General features: G+C 69.0%; 13 protein-coding genes. 8 read left to right on the top strand and 5 right to left on the bottom strand.

The window, feature by feature from the left end; all coding sequences use genetic code 11:
* The first annotated feature begins 41 nt into the window (after positions 1–41).
* The 8 genes from FOH10_RS31615 to FOH10_RS31580 all read left to right on the top strand — a co-directional run bounded on the left by FOH10_RS31615 (position 42) and on the right by FOH10_RS31580 (position 12012).
* Positions 42–497, top strand: a complete 456-nt coding sequence (locus FOH10_RS31615) for an NUDIX hydrolase (protein ID WP_029932464.1) — start codon at positions 42–44, stop codon at positions 495–497.
* Complete coding sequence (locus tag FOH10_RS31610; RefSeq protein ID WP_143983395.1) at positions 494–3010, top strand: DUF6049 family protein; 2517 nt, start codon at positions 494–496, stop codon at positions 3008–3010. Before FOH10_RS31615 ends, FOH10_RS31610 begins: the two co-directional genes overlap by 4 nt.
* Before the next feature lie 362 nt (positions 3011–3372).
* Positions 3373–7413, top strand: a complete 4041-nt coding sequence (murJ, locus tag FOH10_RS31605; RefSeq protein WP_244961460.1) for a murein biosynthesis integral membrane protein MurJ — start codon at positions 3373–3375, stop codon at positions 7411–7413.
* A 193-nt stretch (positions 7414–7606) separates the two neighbouring features.
* On the top strand, positions 7607–8194 hold the full coding sequence (gene sigM / locus FOH10_RS31600; protein ID WP_228807442.1) for an RNA polymerase sigma factor SigM: 588 nt from the start codon (positions 7607–7609) through the stop codon (positions 8192–8194).
* 130 nt (positions 8195–8324) lie between these two features.
* Positions 8325–9179, top strand: coding sequence for a hypothetical protein (locus FOH10_RS31595; protein WP_143983393.1), 855 nt, complete (start codon positions 8325–8327; stop codon positions 9177–9179).
* An 86-nt stretch (positions 9180–9265) separates the two neighbouring features.
* Positions 9266–10249 carry a thioredoxin-disulfide reductase gene (gene trxB / locus FOH10_RS31590; RefSeq protein WP_039808114.1) on the top strand — a complete coding sequence of 328 codons (984 nt, stop codon included), beginning with the start codon at positions 9266–9268 and terminating at the stop codon, positions 10247–10249.
* Between the two features lie 7 nt (positions 10250–10256).
* Positions 10257–10595, top strand: a complete 339-nt coding sequence (gene trxA / locus FOH10_RS31585; RefSeq protein WP_029932470.1) for a thioredoxin — start codon at positions 10257–10259, stop codon at positions 10593–10595.
* A 220-nt stretch (positions 10596–10815) separates the two neighbouring features.
* The gene (locus FOH10_RS31580; RefSeq protein WP_143983392.1) at positions 10816–12012 is read left to right on the top strand and encodes an N-acetylmuramoyl-L-alanine amidase; all 1197 of its coding nucleotides are present in this window, start codon (positions 10816–10818) and stop codon (positions 12010–12012) included.
* An 84-nt stretch (positions 12013–12096) separates the two neighbouring features.
* Here FOH10_RS31580 and FOH10_RS31575 read toward each other — a convergent pair whose 3' ends face one another.
* The 5 genes from FOH10_RS31575 to rsmG all read right to left on the bottom strand — a co-directional run bounded on the left by FOH10_RS31575 (position 12097) and on the right by rsmG (position 16664).
* Positions 12097–12828 carry a hypothetical protein gene (locus tag FOH10_RS31575; protein WP_029932472.1) on the bottom strand — a complete coding sequence of 244 codons (732 nt, stop codon included), beginning with the start codon at positions 12826–12828 and terminating at the stop codon, positions 12097–12099.
* A 228-nt stretch (positions 12829–13056) separates the two neighbouring features.
* Positions 13057–14094, bottom strand: coding sequence for a ParB/RepB/Spo0J family partition protein (locus tag FOH10_RS31570; RefSeq protein ID WP_143983391.1), 1038 nt, complete (start codon positions 14092–14094; stop codon positions 13057–13059).
* A 4-nt stretch (positions 14095–14098) separates the two neighbouring features.
* Entirely contained in the window at positions 14099–15118 is a 1020-nt protein-coding gene (locus FOH10_RS31565; RefSeq protein WP_051036572.1) for a ParA family protein, read from the bottom strand.
* A 381-nt stretch (positions 15119–15499) separates the two neighbouring features.
* A complete protein-coding gene (locus tag FOH10_RS31560; RefSeq protein WP_143983390.1) occupies positions 15500–15943 on the bottom strand; it encodes a hypothetical protein in 444 nt (147 codons plus the stop codon).
* A gap of 19 nt (positions 15944–15962) precedes the next feature.
* Positions 15963–16664 (bottom strand): 16S rRNA (guanine(527)-N(7))-methyltransferase RsmG, encoded by a 702-nt coding sequence (gene rsmG / locus FOH10_RS31555; protein ID WP_029932476.1) that lies wholly within the window; start codon positions 16662–16664, stop codon positions 15963–15965.
* Positions 16665–16685: the final 21 nt, after the last annotated feature.

The raw sequence follows: 16685 nt of genomic DNA, 5'->3' as shown, positions 1-16685 counted from the left end.
CCCGGCGCCGCGGTTCGGCCGGTAATGCGGCGAAACCCCGCATGCGTACCGTCCGGGAAACCTCGGCGGGCGGACTCGTGGTCGACGGCCTCGACGGCCCCCGCGACAAAGCCTCCGCCGCCCTCATCGGACGCACCGATCGGCGCGGCCGCCTACTGTGGTCGCTACCGAAAGGACATATCGAAGAGGGGGAGACGGCCGAACAAACCGCGATCCGCGAGGTCGCGGAGGAGACCGGTATCCACGGCACGGTGGTCGCCGAACTGGGCAGCATCGACTACTGGTTCGTCACCGAGGGCCGCCGGGTACACAAGACGGTGCATCACTACCTCATGCGGTCGATCGGCGGGGAACTGTCCGACGCCGACGTGGAGGTCACCAAGGTGGCCTGGGTTCCCTTGAGCGAACTCGATTCCCGGCTCGCGTATGCCGACGAACGCAGGCTGGCGGAGGTGGCGAACCGGCTGATCGATCGGATGGAGAACGGCAGACAATGACGCGTGCGGGGTCCCTGCGTCCGAACAGGCCGCTGCACCGCTGGCTGCTGTCGCTCGTCACGGTGATTCTGGCCGTCGTGGCGACCGGCGTCTGCGCCGTGCCCGCCGTCGGCCAGCCCGACGGCAACGGCTACGGCAGCAGTACCGGCCCGAAATTCCTGAAGCTGTCCCTGGATTCGGTGACGCCCACGGTCATCACCACCACCAGCGACCCCTACTTCGTGGTCTCGGGCACCGTCACCAATATCGGCGACCGCGTGGTCGACGACATCAGCATCCGCGTCCAGCGGGCCCGGCCCGTGACCGCGGCCGGCGAACTGCGCACCGCGCTGCAACTGGATCAGATCAACTACGACGTCACCGGTGCCTTCCAAGCGGTGTCCGACCGGCTCAGCCCGGGCGACCACCAACAGTTCAGCTTCACGGTGGCCCTGCGCGGCGGCGGCGATATGCCCAGCGACGTCACCGACCTCCAGATCACCGAGCCCGGCGTCTACCCGCTGCTGCTGAACGTCAACGGCGAACCCGCCTACGGCAATCAGGCCCGCCTCGACGACGCGCGCTTCCTGCTGCCCGTACTCGGCGTTCCCGCCACCGCCGACACCTCGGTCGACGCGCCGCCGCCGGTTCCGGCCACCCCCGCCGCGCCGCCGGTGGCCACCACCATGCTGTGGCCGCTGGCCGACCGGCCCCGGCTGATGGCCGGCATCCCCGGCTCGGTGGACGGTCAGGCGCTGCTCACCGACGACGAGCTGGCCTCCTCGCTGAGCGCCGGCGGGCGTCTCGACCAGCTGCTCTCGGCCCTGGAATCGGCGCTGCGCAACGACAGCCGCTCCGGCGGCGGGCTGGCCTCGGCGCTGTGTCTGGCCATCGACCCGGACCTGCTGGTCACGGTATCGGCGATGATCACCGGCTACCGCGTGCTGGCCAGTCCCTCGGATCCGGACGGACCCACCCGCGTGGGCTCCGGCGCGCAGGCCGCCAAGACCTGGCTGGACCGGCTGCGCACCATCGCCTCCGGATTGTGCACGGTGGCACTGCCGTTCGCGCAGGTCGACGAGACCGCGCTGGCCGCCGTCAACGATCCGGCCCTCACTCATCGGGCGCTGGTCGCCCCCGCCGACGTGGTCGACTCCCTGCTCTCGGTCACCTCGCTGCGCGGGGTGAATCTGCCCGACGCGGGCACCATCGACGCCGAGGCGGCGAATCTGCTGGCCGCGCACGGCGTCACCACCGCCGTCCTCGCCGACAACGCGGTCGTCCCCACCGACGGCCGGTCCACCGCCACCGCCGACGACACCATCGACGCACCCGCCCCGGCCGGGAATCCGGACATGGTGCGGCTGCCCGACATCCCGCTGAATCCGGTGGCGGGCGCGCCGCCGCCGATCGATCCCGGACTGCGGGTGGCCACCTTCGACATCTGGTCGGCCACCGCGCTGGCCGCCATCGGCTCCCATCCGCCGACGCCGTCGTTCACCCCGCAGTCGGTGCGCTACGACGTCAACGCCGACTCCCGCCCCGCGCGACTCCAGGACGCTCTCGGCGCCATCTCCTGGTCGGCGTTGAACCCGCGGCCGGACCGGCCGGGGGCGGCGCTGTTCATGCCGCCGCAGCAGTGGGGCGCGAATCGGGAGGAGGCCACCGCGCTGCTCGAGCAGCTGCAACTGCTCTTCCGCGACAATCTCGCCGTCCCGCGCCCGTTCACCGATCTGCTGGCCCAGCCCGCCGACCCGCAGCCCTACGAGCTCGACTATCTGAGCCAGGCCGCCGACGAATCGGTGCCGCGGCATTTCGTGGACCCGGTGCGGGCGCAGGCGCATCGCATTACCGAACTGATGAACGCGCTGGTGGAGGTGCCGCAGCAGGAGCTGAGCCCGCGCGCCTTCCTCACCCCGCTGCGCGACGATCTGATCCGGACGCTGACCCTGTCGGATCGGCGCAGCGGCGGCCAGCCCGACACCGTCGCCCAGCGCCGCCTCGACCAGACCACCGGCACCCTCGACGAACTGTTCGGATCGGTGACCGTGCTGCCGCCGGGCGGCGTCTACACCCTCGCCTCCGAACAGAGTCCGCTGCTGCTGGTGGCGCGCAACGACCTGCCGGTCGCCATCCGCATCAAGTTCCGCATCGACGCGCCCGCCGAGACGAAGATCACCGATGTCGGCGAGGAGGTATTGCCCGCCAAGGGCACCCGCTCCTTCCAGATCCCCACCGAGGTGAGTGACAGCCGAAACCTGGTGATACCCATCGCACTCACCACGTCGGACGGGGTGCCGCTCGGCAATGCCGTAACGGTATCGGTGCGTTCCAACGCCTATGGTCAGGCGTTGGCGATAATTACCGGGTGCGCGGGCGCGCTGCTGTTCCTGCTGGCCGGACGCCGCCTGTGGCACCGCTTCCGCGGGCAGGCCGATCCGGCCGATGAGGGGTTCGATCCGGAGACCCGACGTCGGGTGAATCGGTTCCGGCGTGCCCGCAAGCGGGAGATGCAACGACAGGAGGACCGATGAGCGAACACGGTGAACCGCGCTCATCGGGCCGCGAACCCGAGGGGCCGCCGTCGCGGCGCGCCCCCTCCGCACCCTGGGAGCGAGGCGTGGGACGACAACCCGGTGGACCCGGAATGCCGCCGGGCCGACCGCAACCGCGGCAAGGACAGCCGGGGCAGCCACAGCCCAGACCGGAGCAACCCGCACATCCGCAACCGAGACCGGGACAGCCCGGCCACCCGCAACTCCGGCCCGGCCAGCCCGGTCAGCCGCAGCCACGGCAGGGGCAGCCGGGGCGACCGCAGCCGCGCCCCGGCCCGCCACCGGGTCAACCGTCCGGTCCCCCTTCGGGACCGGGATACCCCGCGCCCGAACCGCCCATCATGCGGCGACCGGCCGGCGTACCGCCCCGGCCGCAACCACCCCAGCGCCCGGAATCCCAGCACCCGGAACGCCCGCGCCCCGAACCCCAGCGCCCCGAACCCCAGCGCCCGCGCCACGCCGCCCACGGGCAGGTGCCGCCGGAGGAGCGCTACCACTGGGGACACGTCACCCCGCCGCCGCAGCGGCCCGTGCAACCCCAGCGCTACCCGACGCCGCCTTCGGACCGCCAGCCGCTACCGCGCACCACCGTGGTGAAAACGGCCGAGCAGGCCGAGAGCTCGAACGCCCGCCTGGTCAAGGAGTCCGGGTCCATCGCGTTCGCCACGCTGATCAGCCGCATCACCGGATTCGGCAAACAGCTGCTGCTGCTCACCGTGCTCGGCCCGGCCATCGCCAGCGCCTACACCGTCGCGGCCACCATCCCGACCATGATCTCCGAACTGCTGGTCGGCGCGGTGCTCACCGCCATCGTGGTGCCGACCCTGGTGCGTGCGGAGAAAGAGGACCCCGACGGCGGCGCGGCCTTCGTCCGGCGGCTGTACACCGCCGCCCTCACGGTGCTGGGCATCGGCACCCTGCTGGTGACGGCCGCCGCGCCGGTGCTGGTCACGCATGTCTTCCTGTCCGACGACGGTGAGGTGAACGTCGCCCTCACCACCGCGCTGACCTTCCTGCTGCTGCCCGCCATCGTCTTCTACGGCATGACGGCGCTGCTCACGGCCATCCTCAATACCCACCAGGTGTTCAAACCCGGTGCCTGGGCTCCGGTGCTGAACAACGTCGTGGTGCTCGTCGTCCTGGTGCTGTACGCCGTGACGCCGGGGGAGATCACCCTCGACCCGGTGCGCATGGGCGAGCCGAAACTGCTGCTGCTCGGACTCGGCGTCACCATCGGCGTGATCGTGCAGGCGATGAGCCTGCTGCCCGCCATCCGCCGCGAGGGCATCAGCCTGAGACCGCTGTGGGGTGTGGACGACCGGCTCAAGATGTTCGCCGGCATGGGAGCGGCCATCATCCTGTACGTCCTGATCAGCCAGGCCGGATGGGTGATCGCCACCCGCATCTCCTCGCATGTGGACGCCGCGGGTCCGGCCATCTACCAGAATGCCTGGCTGCTGCTGCAACTCCCGTACGGCGTGCTCGGCGTGACCGTGCTGACCGCGATCATGCCGCGGCTGTCCCGCAATGCCGCCGCCGACGACACCCCCGCCGTGGTGGACGATCTCGGCGCGGCGACCCGGCTCACCATGATCGCGCTGCTGCCGGTGGTCGTCTTCATGACGCTGGCCGGACCGCAGATCGGTCAGGCGCTCTACGGCTACGGCAACTTCGGCGGCGACGCCCGACGGCTCGGCGAGGCCGTGGCCTGGTCGGCGTTCACGCTGATTCCCTACGCGCTGGTGCTGATTCATCTGCGCGTGTTCTACGCCCGCGAACAGGCGTGGACGCCCACCTGGATCATTCTCGGCATCACCACGGTCAAGGTCGTGTTCTCCGCCATCATGCCGATGGTGCTGGGACCCGACCAGGTGGTGGTCGGCCTGAGCCTGGCCAATGGTCTGGGCTTCGTGGCGGGTGCGGTGATCGGCGGCTTCCTGCTGCACCGCAGCCTCGGCGACCTGCGCATGACCAATGTCGGCCGCACCATCACGCGGGTGCTGCTGGCGTCGCTGGCCGGTGGCGCTGTGATGTGGATCGTGGACCAGGTGCTGGGGCTGCACCGGCTGACGGACTCCTTCGGCGGGCTGGGCTCGCTGGTGCGGGTCGGGCTCACCGCCATCGTCATGTTCGCGGTGGCCTTCGGTCTGATGCGACTGGCCGGCATTCCGGAGATCGTGGCCATCACCGTCGCCATCTCGCGCCGCCTGGGCTTCGCGCCGCCCGCACCCGATCTGGATCTGGAAGGTCCGGCGGACGGCGTCGACGCCACCATGGTGCTGCCCATGGCCGATCTGCGGGCCGCGCCGTACTACTACCGGTACGACCCATACCTGGACGCGCAGACCATGGTGCTGCCGGTCGTTCGACCCGAGGCGGTTGACAACACTGGAAAGGGTCAATTCCCGTACCCTGTTCCGGAGAGAAACGCAACCGCCGGATCCGGCGTTCGCGGCGAGACCGGTTCGGGTACTCGCGCAGTGTCGGGCGGCGACGCCCGCGCGGCGTCGGAGGCCGACGATCGCGCCGTCGGCGACCCGATCCAGGAGCGGACTTCGACATTTTACGGCGAAGGAGGAACGAGGGTGAGCGACGACGCGGCGGGCGGCGCCCCGGCCGCCGAATCTGCGACGGCCGCGGGAGGCGGGCTCTCGACCGACGTTCCTCCGGGTTCGCAGACCGGAGCAGCGCCGGAGAGAGCCGAGGCGGCGGACACCGCCGACGCCCCGGCCCAGCAAGAGCGGCAAGCGGATTCGGGCCACGAGGCACCGGCCGATCCCACGCAGACCGGTGTCATGCCCATGCCGCCGCTACGTGTGGAGGCACCGTCCAAACGAGTTCAGCGCGGCCCCAAGCTGATCGCGGGCGCATCCGTGGCGGGTGGCCGCTACCGGCTGCTCGCCGGACACGGCGGCGCGCGCGGACTGCGGTTCTGGCAGGCCCTGGACGTGAAGCTGGACCGCGAGGTCGCGCTGACCTTCGTGGACGCCGACCAGAAGGCCGCCGACAACTCCGGACACGATGGGCCGCAAGCCATTCTGTCGCGCACCCTGCGCCTGGGCCGGATCAACTCACCGGGTCTGGCGCGCGTGCTCGACGTGGTGCGCGGTTCCTCCGGCGGCATCGTGGTGGCGGAATGGACACCGGGCCGGTCGCTGCGCGAGATGGCCGAGACACAGCCCTCGCCCATCGGCGCGGCCCGCGCCATCCGGGCACTGGCCGCGGCGGCCGAACTCGCCCACCGCGGCGGCGGCTCGCTGTCCATCGATCATCCGGACCGGATTCGCATCAGCGCCTCCGGTGACGCGGTGCTCGCCTTCCCCGGCACCCTCGCCGACTCCGACGCGCAGTCGGACGTGCGCGGACTCGGCGCCATGCTCTACGCCCTCACCGTCGCCCGCTGGCCCATCCGCACCGGCGGGATGACGGGCAGCGCGGCCACCGTGGGCGGGCTCCGGCTGGCCGATTTCGGACCCGACGGCACGCCCGTGGAACCCCGCCAGATCCGCCCGGAGGTGCCGTTCGAGATCTCGGCGGTGGCGGTGCGCTCGCTGGAGTCGAACAAGGGCGTACGCACCGCCGCGACCGTGCAGCACGTGCTGGAGCAGGCGTCGGTGGTCGATCAGAAGACCGACTTCATTCCGGTGCTGCGACTCGGACAGCGCGCCCCCAGCGCACCCGACGAGACGCTCGCCGATCCGGAGCTGCTCGCCGCCGAGAAGGAACGCTCGCAGCGGATGATGTGGATCCTGGTCGGACTCGGCGTGCTCGCGGCGCTGGTGGTCGGCGTGGTGATCTGGTGGCTGCTGAGCATCTTCGCGCCGGGGGCGTCCGATCAGCCGCTCAACGAGCAGCGCAATATCGGCCTCACCACGGCCACCTCGGCACCGGCCGTCCCCGGCGGCCCCGCGCCGGAGCCCACTCCGGCCGCGCCGACGGGCGGGGTGCCGATGCCCATCACGGGCGTCTCGGTGTACTCCCCGGAGGGCACGCCCGACAATATCGGCGGTGTGTCGGCGGTGCTGGACAATGATCCGGCCACCTTCTGGCGCACCGACCAGTACTTCCAGCAGTTCCCGGCCCTGAAGAACGGGGTCGGGGTGCTGGCCACCCTGGGCAGTCCGGGCAAGCTCACCAAGGTGGTGATCGACTCGCAGACCCCGGGGACGATGGTGGAGATCCGCAGTTCGCCGACCGCGGCGCCGACCCTCGATCAGACGCAGCTGATCGGGTCGGCGACGCTCGGCGAGGGGGTCACCGAGATTCCGGTGAGCTCCGAGCAGTCGACCCGTTACGTGCTGATCTGGATCACCGCCCTGGGCAACAACGGGGGCCAGTACCAGTCCTCGCTCTCCGAAGTGCATTTCGAAGCCGCGCCCTAGCCGCGCCACCGCGCCCGCCGACTCCGGGCCGCCCGCACGTCACAGCGCCGTGACCACACCGGCCTTCCGCACCGCCCCGCAACCGCCCGATTCGCCCGAAAACGCCCGCTAGCTGCGTCTTTCTTCGCCGGATCGTTGCTGTCGAATCGTGACGCTGGATATGATCAGCCGAACTCTTCGGCAGGGGTTTGTATTGTCGCAATCGAACGAACGCCACGAGGGCTTGTCCGACACGCCCGACCATGCGCTGCTCTCCGCACACGCCCGAGGGGACCGGTACGCGTTCGCGGAACTGCTGCGCCGCCACCGGGATCACCTGTGGCAGACCGCCGTCCGCGCCTCCGCCACCCCGGAGGACGCCGCGGATTCGCTACAGGACGCCCTGCTGTCCGCCCACCGCAAGGCCGCCTCCTTCCGCGGCGACGCCGAGGTGCGCAGTTGGCTGCATACCATCGTGTTGCACGCGTGTCTGGATCGGATTCGTCGCAACAAGCTCCGCCGCACGGTACCGTTACCCGACGAGACGCTGTACGAACCCCCTTATGCCCGAGATGATTTCGCGGCCCGGGAGGCGACGCTGATCGTGGACGCGGCCCTGTTCGGCCTGCCCGCCGATCAGCGCACCGCACTGGTGGCCGTTGAGCTGGAAGGGTATTCGGTCGCGGATGCCGCGAAACTGCTGGGCGTACCGGAGGGCACGATCAAGAGCCGGTGCGCCCGCGGTCGACGGCGGCTCGAACAACAGTTGAAATCCCTGCGCGAGGACGGGAACCGAACCTAGCGCAGCTGCGTCCTACATAGAAGCGAAGTGAATGTCGATGTTCTCGCGGACCCCGGTACCGGTCCGCGACTTCCCATGACAGGCCCGACCTGGAGGGGCAATGGACGAGCACGAGACAGCTGGAGGCGTGATGGCGACCGACACCGTGCCGCAACCTCCCTACTCGCCCGAACTGCTCGCCGACCTGCACGCCGGGAATGTGCCCGAGCAACTGTCGCGGCGGCTCTGGCCGCAGGTGCGCCGCGACCCGAACGCCATGCGCTACCTACGCTCGCTCGACCGGGTGAACGGCGACCTGCGCGCGCTGGGCCGTGACGACCGCATCGTCCACCCTATGCCCGCCGAGGTCACTACCCGCCTGGAGCGCATGATCGACGACCTCGTGAATACCCCCGATCCGAGCGAACGAATGGCCACCGTGCACCGCCTGCATCCCGACCGCGCCAACCCCGCGGCCACCGCCCCCATGCCCGCCGTCTCCCCGTTCGACACCGGCGAACTCACCGCCACCGATCTCGACCCCATCGAAACCGACAGCGACAGCGACGATTTCGACGACACTCCGAGCGAGCCCGCACCGTGGACCGCCCGGCTGCGCTGGATCACCGCCGCCGCGGCAGCGGTCGCACTCGTCGCCGGGGCCTTCGTCGCCGCGGACGCCCTGCGCGGCAACGACGCCACCCCGATGGCCGATCCGGCCCCCCTGCGCTTGACCGGCGACCTCTCCTCCACCACCGTGCTCAGCGCGCTGGGCCGCTACGACGTCACCGGCCCGCTCGCCGCCCGGGAAACCCTCACCGGATGCCTCGCGGCCGCGGGCCTGGACCGCGCCATCCTCGGCTCCCGGGATGTGATCTTCGGCGGGCAGAACGCCGCCCTCGTGCTGCTCACCGGTCCCGAAGCTCCCACCATCACCGCGGTGGTCCTGGGGACCGACTGCACGCCGGACGATCCGCGCCTGCTCGCCAACGCCGATATCGGCTGACCTGCCCGCTCAGCAACCGCGGGAACAACAGCGTTTAGGCTGTTGTTGACCGACACGCTGAGTTTCACACTGCCTCGGAGGGCCCCTTGAGCACGCCTGTACGCGACCTGATCATCGTCGGTTCCGGACCAGCTGGCTACACCGCAGCCGTGTACGCGGCGCGCGCGGAACTCGAACCCCTGCTGTTCGAGGGCACCCAGTTCGGCGGCGCGCTCATGACCACCACCGAGGTGGAGAACTTCCCCGGCTTCCGCGACGGCATCATGGGCCCGGATCTCATGGAGGAGATGCGCGAGCAGGCCAAGCGGTTCGGCGCCGACATCCGCACCGAGGACGTCGACGAACTCGACCTCACCGGTCCGATCAAGAAGGTCGTGGTCGGCGGCGAGACCCACGAGGCCTACGCGGTCATCCTGGCCATGGGCTCGGCCGCCCGCTACCTGGGCGTGCCCGGTGAGCAGAAGCTGCTCGGCCGCGGCGTCAGCGCCTGCGCCACCTGCGACGGCTTCTTCTTCAAGGGCCAGGACATCGTGGTGGTCGGTGGCGGCGACTCCGCCATGGAGGAGGCCACCTTCCTCACCAAGTTCGCCTCCAGCGTCACCATCGTGCACCGCCGCGAGGAGTTCCGCGCCTCCCGCATCATGCTCGAGCGCGCCAAGGCCAACGAGAAGATCCGCTTCGTCCTCAACAGTGAGGTGGTGGAGGTCAACGGTGAGAACAGCGTCACCAGCCTGACGCTGCGCGACACCCGGACCGGGGAGACCTCGGAATTCCCCGCCACCGGCCTGTTCGTCGCCATCGGCCACGACCCGCGCAGCGAGCTGGTGCGCGGCCAGGTGGAGCTGGACGGCGAGGGCTACGTGCAGGTGAAGGGGCAGAGCACCTACACCTCGCTGCCGGGCGTCTTCGCCGCGGGCGATCTGGTCGATCACACCTACCGGCAGGCCATCACCGCGGCCGGGACGGGCTGCCGCGCGGCCATCGACGCCGAGCGCTGGCTGGCCGAACAGGGCGACATCACCAGCAACACTCTCGATCACGCCGGTCAGCCGGTCGAAGTAACCCAGTAGGAGAATCATGTCCGACGCCAAGACCTCCGCGACGATCACCGTCACCGACCAGACCTTCGCGGATCAGGTGCTGATCAGCGACAAGCCGGTGCTGGTCGACTTCTGGGCGACGTGGTGCGGTCCGTGCAAGATGGTCGCCCCGGTGCTGGAGGAGATCGCCGCCACCCACGGCGACAAGATCACCATCGCCAAGCTGGACGCCGACGCCAATCCGGAGACCTCGAAGCACTACGGCATTCTGTCGTTGCCTACCATGGTGCTGTTCCAAGGGGGCAAGGAAACCAAGCGAATTGTCGGAGCGAAGGGCAAAGCGGCCCTTCTGCGCGAACTCGAAGGCGTCATCTGACGACGCTGGATAGGATCTGGCGCGAGTAGGAGCCCGTGGTTCACTGCGGGCTCCTACCTCCGGCCCCTGCCGCTACCGCCGGGGTAGGATTCCTGCACTCGACAGATTGCCGAAATTCGGTCCGGGTCTGAGACAATCGACCGACGCTCCGGTCGTGCGGAAGGTGTGAACCAACGCATGAGTGGGTACCCGGGTTGGCGGAAGGAAAGGGCTCTCACGCATGCACCGACTTCGTCACGGCGATAGTGGACCAGCCGTAGCAGAGGTTCGGAGCACCCTCGCAAGTCTCGGATTCCTGCACACTCACCCGCATTCCGATCAGTCGGGACCGAATGGTGAGTACTGGAAGGATTCGGACGCTGTTTTCGATCATGATTTGGATTCCGCGGTCCGCGCCTTCCAGCAGTATCGCGGTCTGCTCGTGGACGGCGTCGTCGGCCCGGCGACCTATCGGGCGCTGAAAGAGGCGTCCTACCGACTGGGTGCGCGCACCCTCATCTACCAACTGTCCGCTCCGCTGTACGGCGACGATGTCGCGACGCTCCAGCGCCGGCTGCAGGACCTGGGCTTCTACGTGCACCGCGTGGACGGGTATTTCGGCCCGCACACCCACGACGCGCTCACCGCCTTCCAACGTGAGATCGGTCTCGCTTCCGACGGCATCTGCGGCCCGGACACCCTGCGGTCGCTGGATTTGCTGGGCGCTCGCGTGACCGGCGGCAACCCGCACCGCATCGCCGAGGAAGAGGTGGTGCACCGCGCCGGACCGCAGCTCACCGGCAAGCGCATCGTCATCGATCCCGGCCTCGGCGGCCCGGACAAGGGTTTCGCCGTACCCACCGAATTCGGTGATGTGTACGAGTCGGAGATCCTGTGGGACTTGGCCTCCCGGCTCGAGGGCCGGATGGCGGCCACCGGTATGGAGACCTTCCTGTCGCGGCCGTGGGGAGCCAACCCCTCCGACGCCGATCGCGCCGAGACCTCCAACACCTTCGACGCCGATCTCATGATCTCGCTGCGCTGCGCCACCAATCCGAGCCCGTCGGCCAGCGGGGTGGCGAGCTTCCACTTCGGCAATTCGCACGGCTCCACCTCGATGATCGGCCAGGTGCTGGCCGGTTTCATCCAGCGTGAGATCGTGGCGCGCACCTCGCTGCAGGACTGTCGCACCCACGCCCGCACCTGGGATCTGCTGCGGCTCACCAAGATGCCCACTGTGCAGGTCGACATCGGCTATCTCACCAATGATTACGACGCCTCGGTGCTCACCAATCCGCGTATGCGGGACGTGATCGCCGAAGCGATCCTGATCTCCGTGAAACGCCTCTACCTGCTCGGCCAGGACGACCAGCCGACCGGCACCTACACCTTCGCGGAACTACTGGCCGAGGAACTGGCCGCCGCCGACCGCATCTGAGTCGCGAACAGTCACGAAAGACGAGAGCCCCCAGGACATCCTGGGGGCTCTTTCGTCATCCGGGACTGTGCGTCGCGCGGGTAGTCAGAGCGTGAGCACCCGTCCCGGGACGGTCATGGACGCGGCCGCGAGCAACTGGTCGAGCGCGCGCTCCACGTCTTCCTTCCACAGGTGATCGCTGTCGAGCTCCAACCGCAGCCGGGGAAAGCGGTGATGGGAGGCAATGACCTTGAAGCCGACATCCTCCAGGAAGTCGGCCTCGATCATGCAGTTGTCCGGGGTGCAGGTGTGCGACGACGAGGCGGCCGGAATGCCGTGCGGGGGAGTGGAGATGCGCTCCATCAGCCGCATGGAGCCCAGCAGCCGATCCGGCATGGCGGTGCTGGGCGGCTCCCGACGAATGCCGAACGCCTCGATGGCCCGTACACCGCGACGCACCAGATCGGCCACCACGGCCTGGATCAGCTGATGGGCTATGTCGTTGTCCTGGTACGGCATTTCGGACCGCAGCGTGGTCAGCAGGACCGCGTCCGGGCTCACCGGCGAGGTGGGGAAGAGTCCGGCGCGCGGCACCGCGCTCGGCGGCGAGTACAGCGCACAGCCGACGGACTGCCCGTCCACCAGGGCCACCTGTCCGCACGAACCCCACTCCAGCATGACGGTGGACAGCCAGGCTTCCTTCTCGAAGACCGGATCGCTGAATTCGTAGCAGTCCGCGGCCACCGCCGGATCGATCTCCCAGAACACGCAGCGGCGCGCGTGCCCCGGCAGCTTGTCGAGTCCGTCGAGAGTCAGTGCGGTAACACTGCTGGACACCGCGCTCATCCACCTCTCCGCGCGGTCGGCGCGCAGCCACGAGCCGCTGCGAGGCTTACCCGGTGAGTTACCACGACCCTGACGAGATCAGTTGTCACCTACCGAACCTTTCGTTTGGGTCATCCGGAGCGCGCACTATCAGTCCATTCTGGTCCAGGCTCGAGGCAGCTCGGCGAGCACCCCGACGAACAAGACCGTCACTGTGACGTTTCGGCTCCGGGCCCAGGGTTAGGGCTTTGTCTGCTCCATCAGGCTCACAATTCGCTCCAGATCGTCGATGGATCCGAACTCCACGACGATCTTGCCCTTGCGCTTGCCCAGTGCCACGGTGACCCGAGTGTCGAAGGATTCCGACAGCCGCTCCGCCACGTCCTGGAGACCCGGCATCTGGATGGGCTTACGCTTCGGCGCCGGGGGAGTGGCGGCGGTATCCGGGTTCCGGTTGGCGAGGGTGACCGCTTCCTCGGTGGCCCGAACCGAGAGCCCTTCGGCGACGATCCGCGCCGCGAGCGCCTCCTGTGCTTCGGCTCCCGCCTCCAGGGACAGCAGGGCGCGGGCATGTCCGGCGGAAAGCACGCCGGCCGCGACCCGGCGCTGCACCGGGATGGGGAGCTTGAGTAGGCGGATCATATTGGTCACCACCGGACGGGAGCGGCCCAGTCGCGCGGCCAATTCCTCGTGGGTGACGCCGAACTCCTCCAGCAGCTGCTGATAGGCCGCCGCCTCCTCGAGCGGATTCAGCTGCACACGATGGATGTTCTCCAACAGCGCATCGCGCAGCAGCGAGCCGTCGGCGGTCTCGCGCACAATCGCCGGAATGGCAGTGAGCCCGGCCTCCTGGCTGGCCCGCCACCGCCGCTCGCCCATGATGAGCTGATAGCGGGGCGTCGGCGACTCCGCCAACTGGCGCACCACGATCGGCTGCATGAGGCCGAACTCCTTGATGGAGTGCACCAGTTCGGCCAGCGCCTCTTCCTCGAAGACGGTGCGCGGCTGCTTCGGATTGGGCTCGATCAGCTCCGGCGGGATCTCCCGGTACACCGCGCCCGCATCCGCGCCCGGCTCCGCGCCCGCATCCACCGCGGCCTCGCCGTCGGCCGGATCGGGTACGCGATGCAGGTATGCCGTAGCGGGTTGCGGCCCAATGGGGTCCAGGCCGATGACGACATTGGCGGCGGCACTGCCGAGGCCCTGGGTCGCCGCGGGCCCGGTCGGGATCAGCGCGGCGAGACCGCGTCCCAGTCCACCTTTCTTCGCCTGACTCATCGGCCTATCGACCCCTTTCATCCGTGTGTGATTCTCCCGCCGCGGCCGGGGTGGCCCGAGCCGCGATCTCGCGCCCGGCGTCGAGGTAGCTCATCGCTCCTCGTGAACCGGGATCGTAGTTGAGCACCGTCATGCCGTAGCCGGGCGCTTCGGACACCTTGACGCTGCGCGGGATGACCGACTTCAGCACCGCGTCGCCGAAGTGGCCGCGCACCTCCTCGGCCACCTGGTCGGCCAGTTTGGTGCGGCCGTCGTACATGGTGAGCACGACGGTGGAGACATGCAGAGCGGGGTTGAGGTGCGATTGGATCAGGCTGATATTGCGGAGCAGCTGACCCACACCCTCCAGGGCGTAGTACTCGCACTGGATGGGGATCAGCACCTCCTTGGCGGCCACCATCGCATTGACGGTGAGCAGACCGAGCGAGGGCGGGCAGTCGATCATCACGTAGTCGATGTCGTACCCGGCGAGATTGGCGTCCTGGATGGCGGTCTTCAGGCGGCTCTCGCGCGCCACCATGGAGACGAGTTCGATCTCCGCGCCGGCGAGGTCGATGGTCGCCGGAATGCACAGCAGCCGCTCATTGTGCGGGCTCTGTTGAATCGCATCCCGCACCGACACCTCGCCGATGAGTAGCTCGTAGCTCGACGGCACCCCGGAGTGGTGTTCGACGCCGAGTGCGGTGCTGGCATTGCCCTGCGGATCGAGGTCGATCACCAGCACCCGCATCCCCTGCAGGGCGAGGGCGGCGGCGAGGTTGACCGCCGTGGTGGTCTTGCCGACACCACCCTTCTGATTGGCGATGGTGATGACGCGCTGTTCCTTGGGGCGCGGAATGCTGGCCGTGCCCGGATGCAGGATCTGGCTGGCGCGGTGCGCTTCCGCCGCTATCGGGGTTTCGGCGGGGGAGATGTTCCCGAAGGCAGTGCGGCCGAACTCTTCAGCGCCGGTGCCCCCACTCTCCAGCAATCCGGGGACCCGCGACGTTGTTTCCCGTGAAACATTCGCCGGACCGTTCGACATACAGGCTCCTAACCCCGAGAACTTCAAGACACGTGGTCGAGCTGAATTGCGCACCCATGCCACCGCAGCCACGCTCGTGGGCGAGTGGGCGGTGTCGCCACTTGCCTACGATCACGCGACGCTGCGTACTCACCGAGAGGATGCGAGGTGCGAGATCGATACCCATTCCGAAGCCACTTCCGAGCCGGGTGCCGGGCATCGCGGGTCTGCGCTCGCTCGACGCTCCTAGCTTGCCAGCACCGAACACAATACGGAAGCTGAACGGCACTGATCACTCAATGACACGCACTCGCATCGCCGAAGTTCGGGTTTCGCGCACACTTTTCGCGGTGTTTCACATGAAACATGCTCCGCGCACTCGGCTTCGGGAGGCCGATCCGGTCAGTCCGAGTCGGGAGCGATCAGCTCGGCATCGGTCGATGTTTCCCGTGAAACAAGGTCGTGGGTGTAGACGGAGATCGCGATGCGGGCATCGATGGCGGCGAGTCGAGCGAGTGTCGCGGGGGACAGCACGGGCTGCCCGACGTGTCCGTCCACGGCGGCATCGAATCCGAGATCGAAGACTCGATCCTCGGCCTCGTTCCAGCGCGCCCGTGCCGCCGGGGGCAGGTGCTCGATGGCCGCGCAGCACGCCTCCGCGACCGCGTCCGGATCGTCCATCGTGTCGAGGTACGCCTCGAACGAGAGCATCCAGCGCCCCGGCTCGATCTCCCCGCAGTAGAGGAGCGAGACATCGCGCCCGAGAGCTTCCAGCGCCGCACCCAGACTCGTCAGGTCCGCGCTGTCGCGAACCTCCACATCCACATTCAGAAATCGAACCGACATCTCGACACCTCCGCCCGACTCAACGCCCGCGCCGCTGCTGCCGACGCTCGGCGCGGGGGAGCCGCTCGGCACTGATGACGACCGTCGGCGTGGACAGCACGCCCACCCCGCATTCCAGCACCTGCGCCCGCCCGGCCCCGGCGCGGGTCAGCTCGTCGCGATCGCGCGCCAACTCCTCCGCCGCACTGGCTCCCTTGAGCGCGAGCATCCGGCCGTGCTCGTGCACCAGCGGCATGGACCAGCCCGCCAGCTTCGCCAGTGGGGCGACCGCACGGGAGGTGACCACATCCGCACCTCCGGCTTCCTTCTTCACACCGGACTGTTCGGCCCGACCGCGCACAACGGTGACCTCCAGTCCGGCCGACTCGATGAACTCGGCGAGGAACACGGTCCGCCGCAGCAACGGCTCCACCAGAGTGATGCGGAGGTCCGGGCGCGCGATGGCGAGCGGGATGCCGGGCAGCCCCGCGCCGCTGCCGACATCGACGACGGTCGAGCCCGCAGCGATGAGCTCGCCCACCACCGCGCAGTTGAGGATGTGCCGATCCCACAGCCGCGGCACCTCGCGGGGTCCGATGAGCCCGCGCTCCACGCCCGCACTCGCGAGCGCCCGGCAGTACTTCTCGGCCAGCGCGAGTCGATCACCGAAGACCGCCGCCGCCTCAGCGGGTGGCGCGAGATCGGGAGCGGTCACATCGGCATCCGGTTCCACGTGAAACATCCTTCCGAAGAAGTGGAATCA

It is taken from the genome of Nocardia otitidiscaviarum (assembly GCF_007362295.1).
GTDB classification, from domain to species: Bacteria; Actinomycetota; Actinomycetes; order Mycobacteriales; family Mycobacteriaceae; genus Nocardia; species Nocardia otitidiscaviarum.
This window is presented reverse-complemented; position numbering and strand designations above follow the sequence as displayed.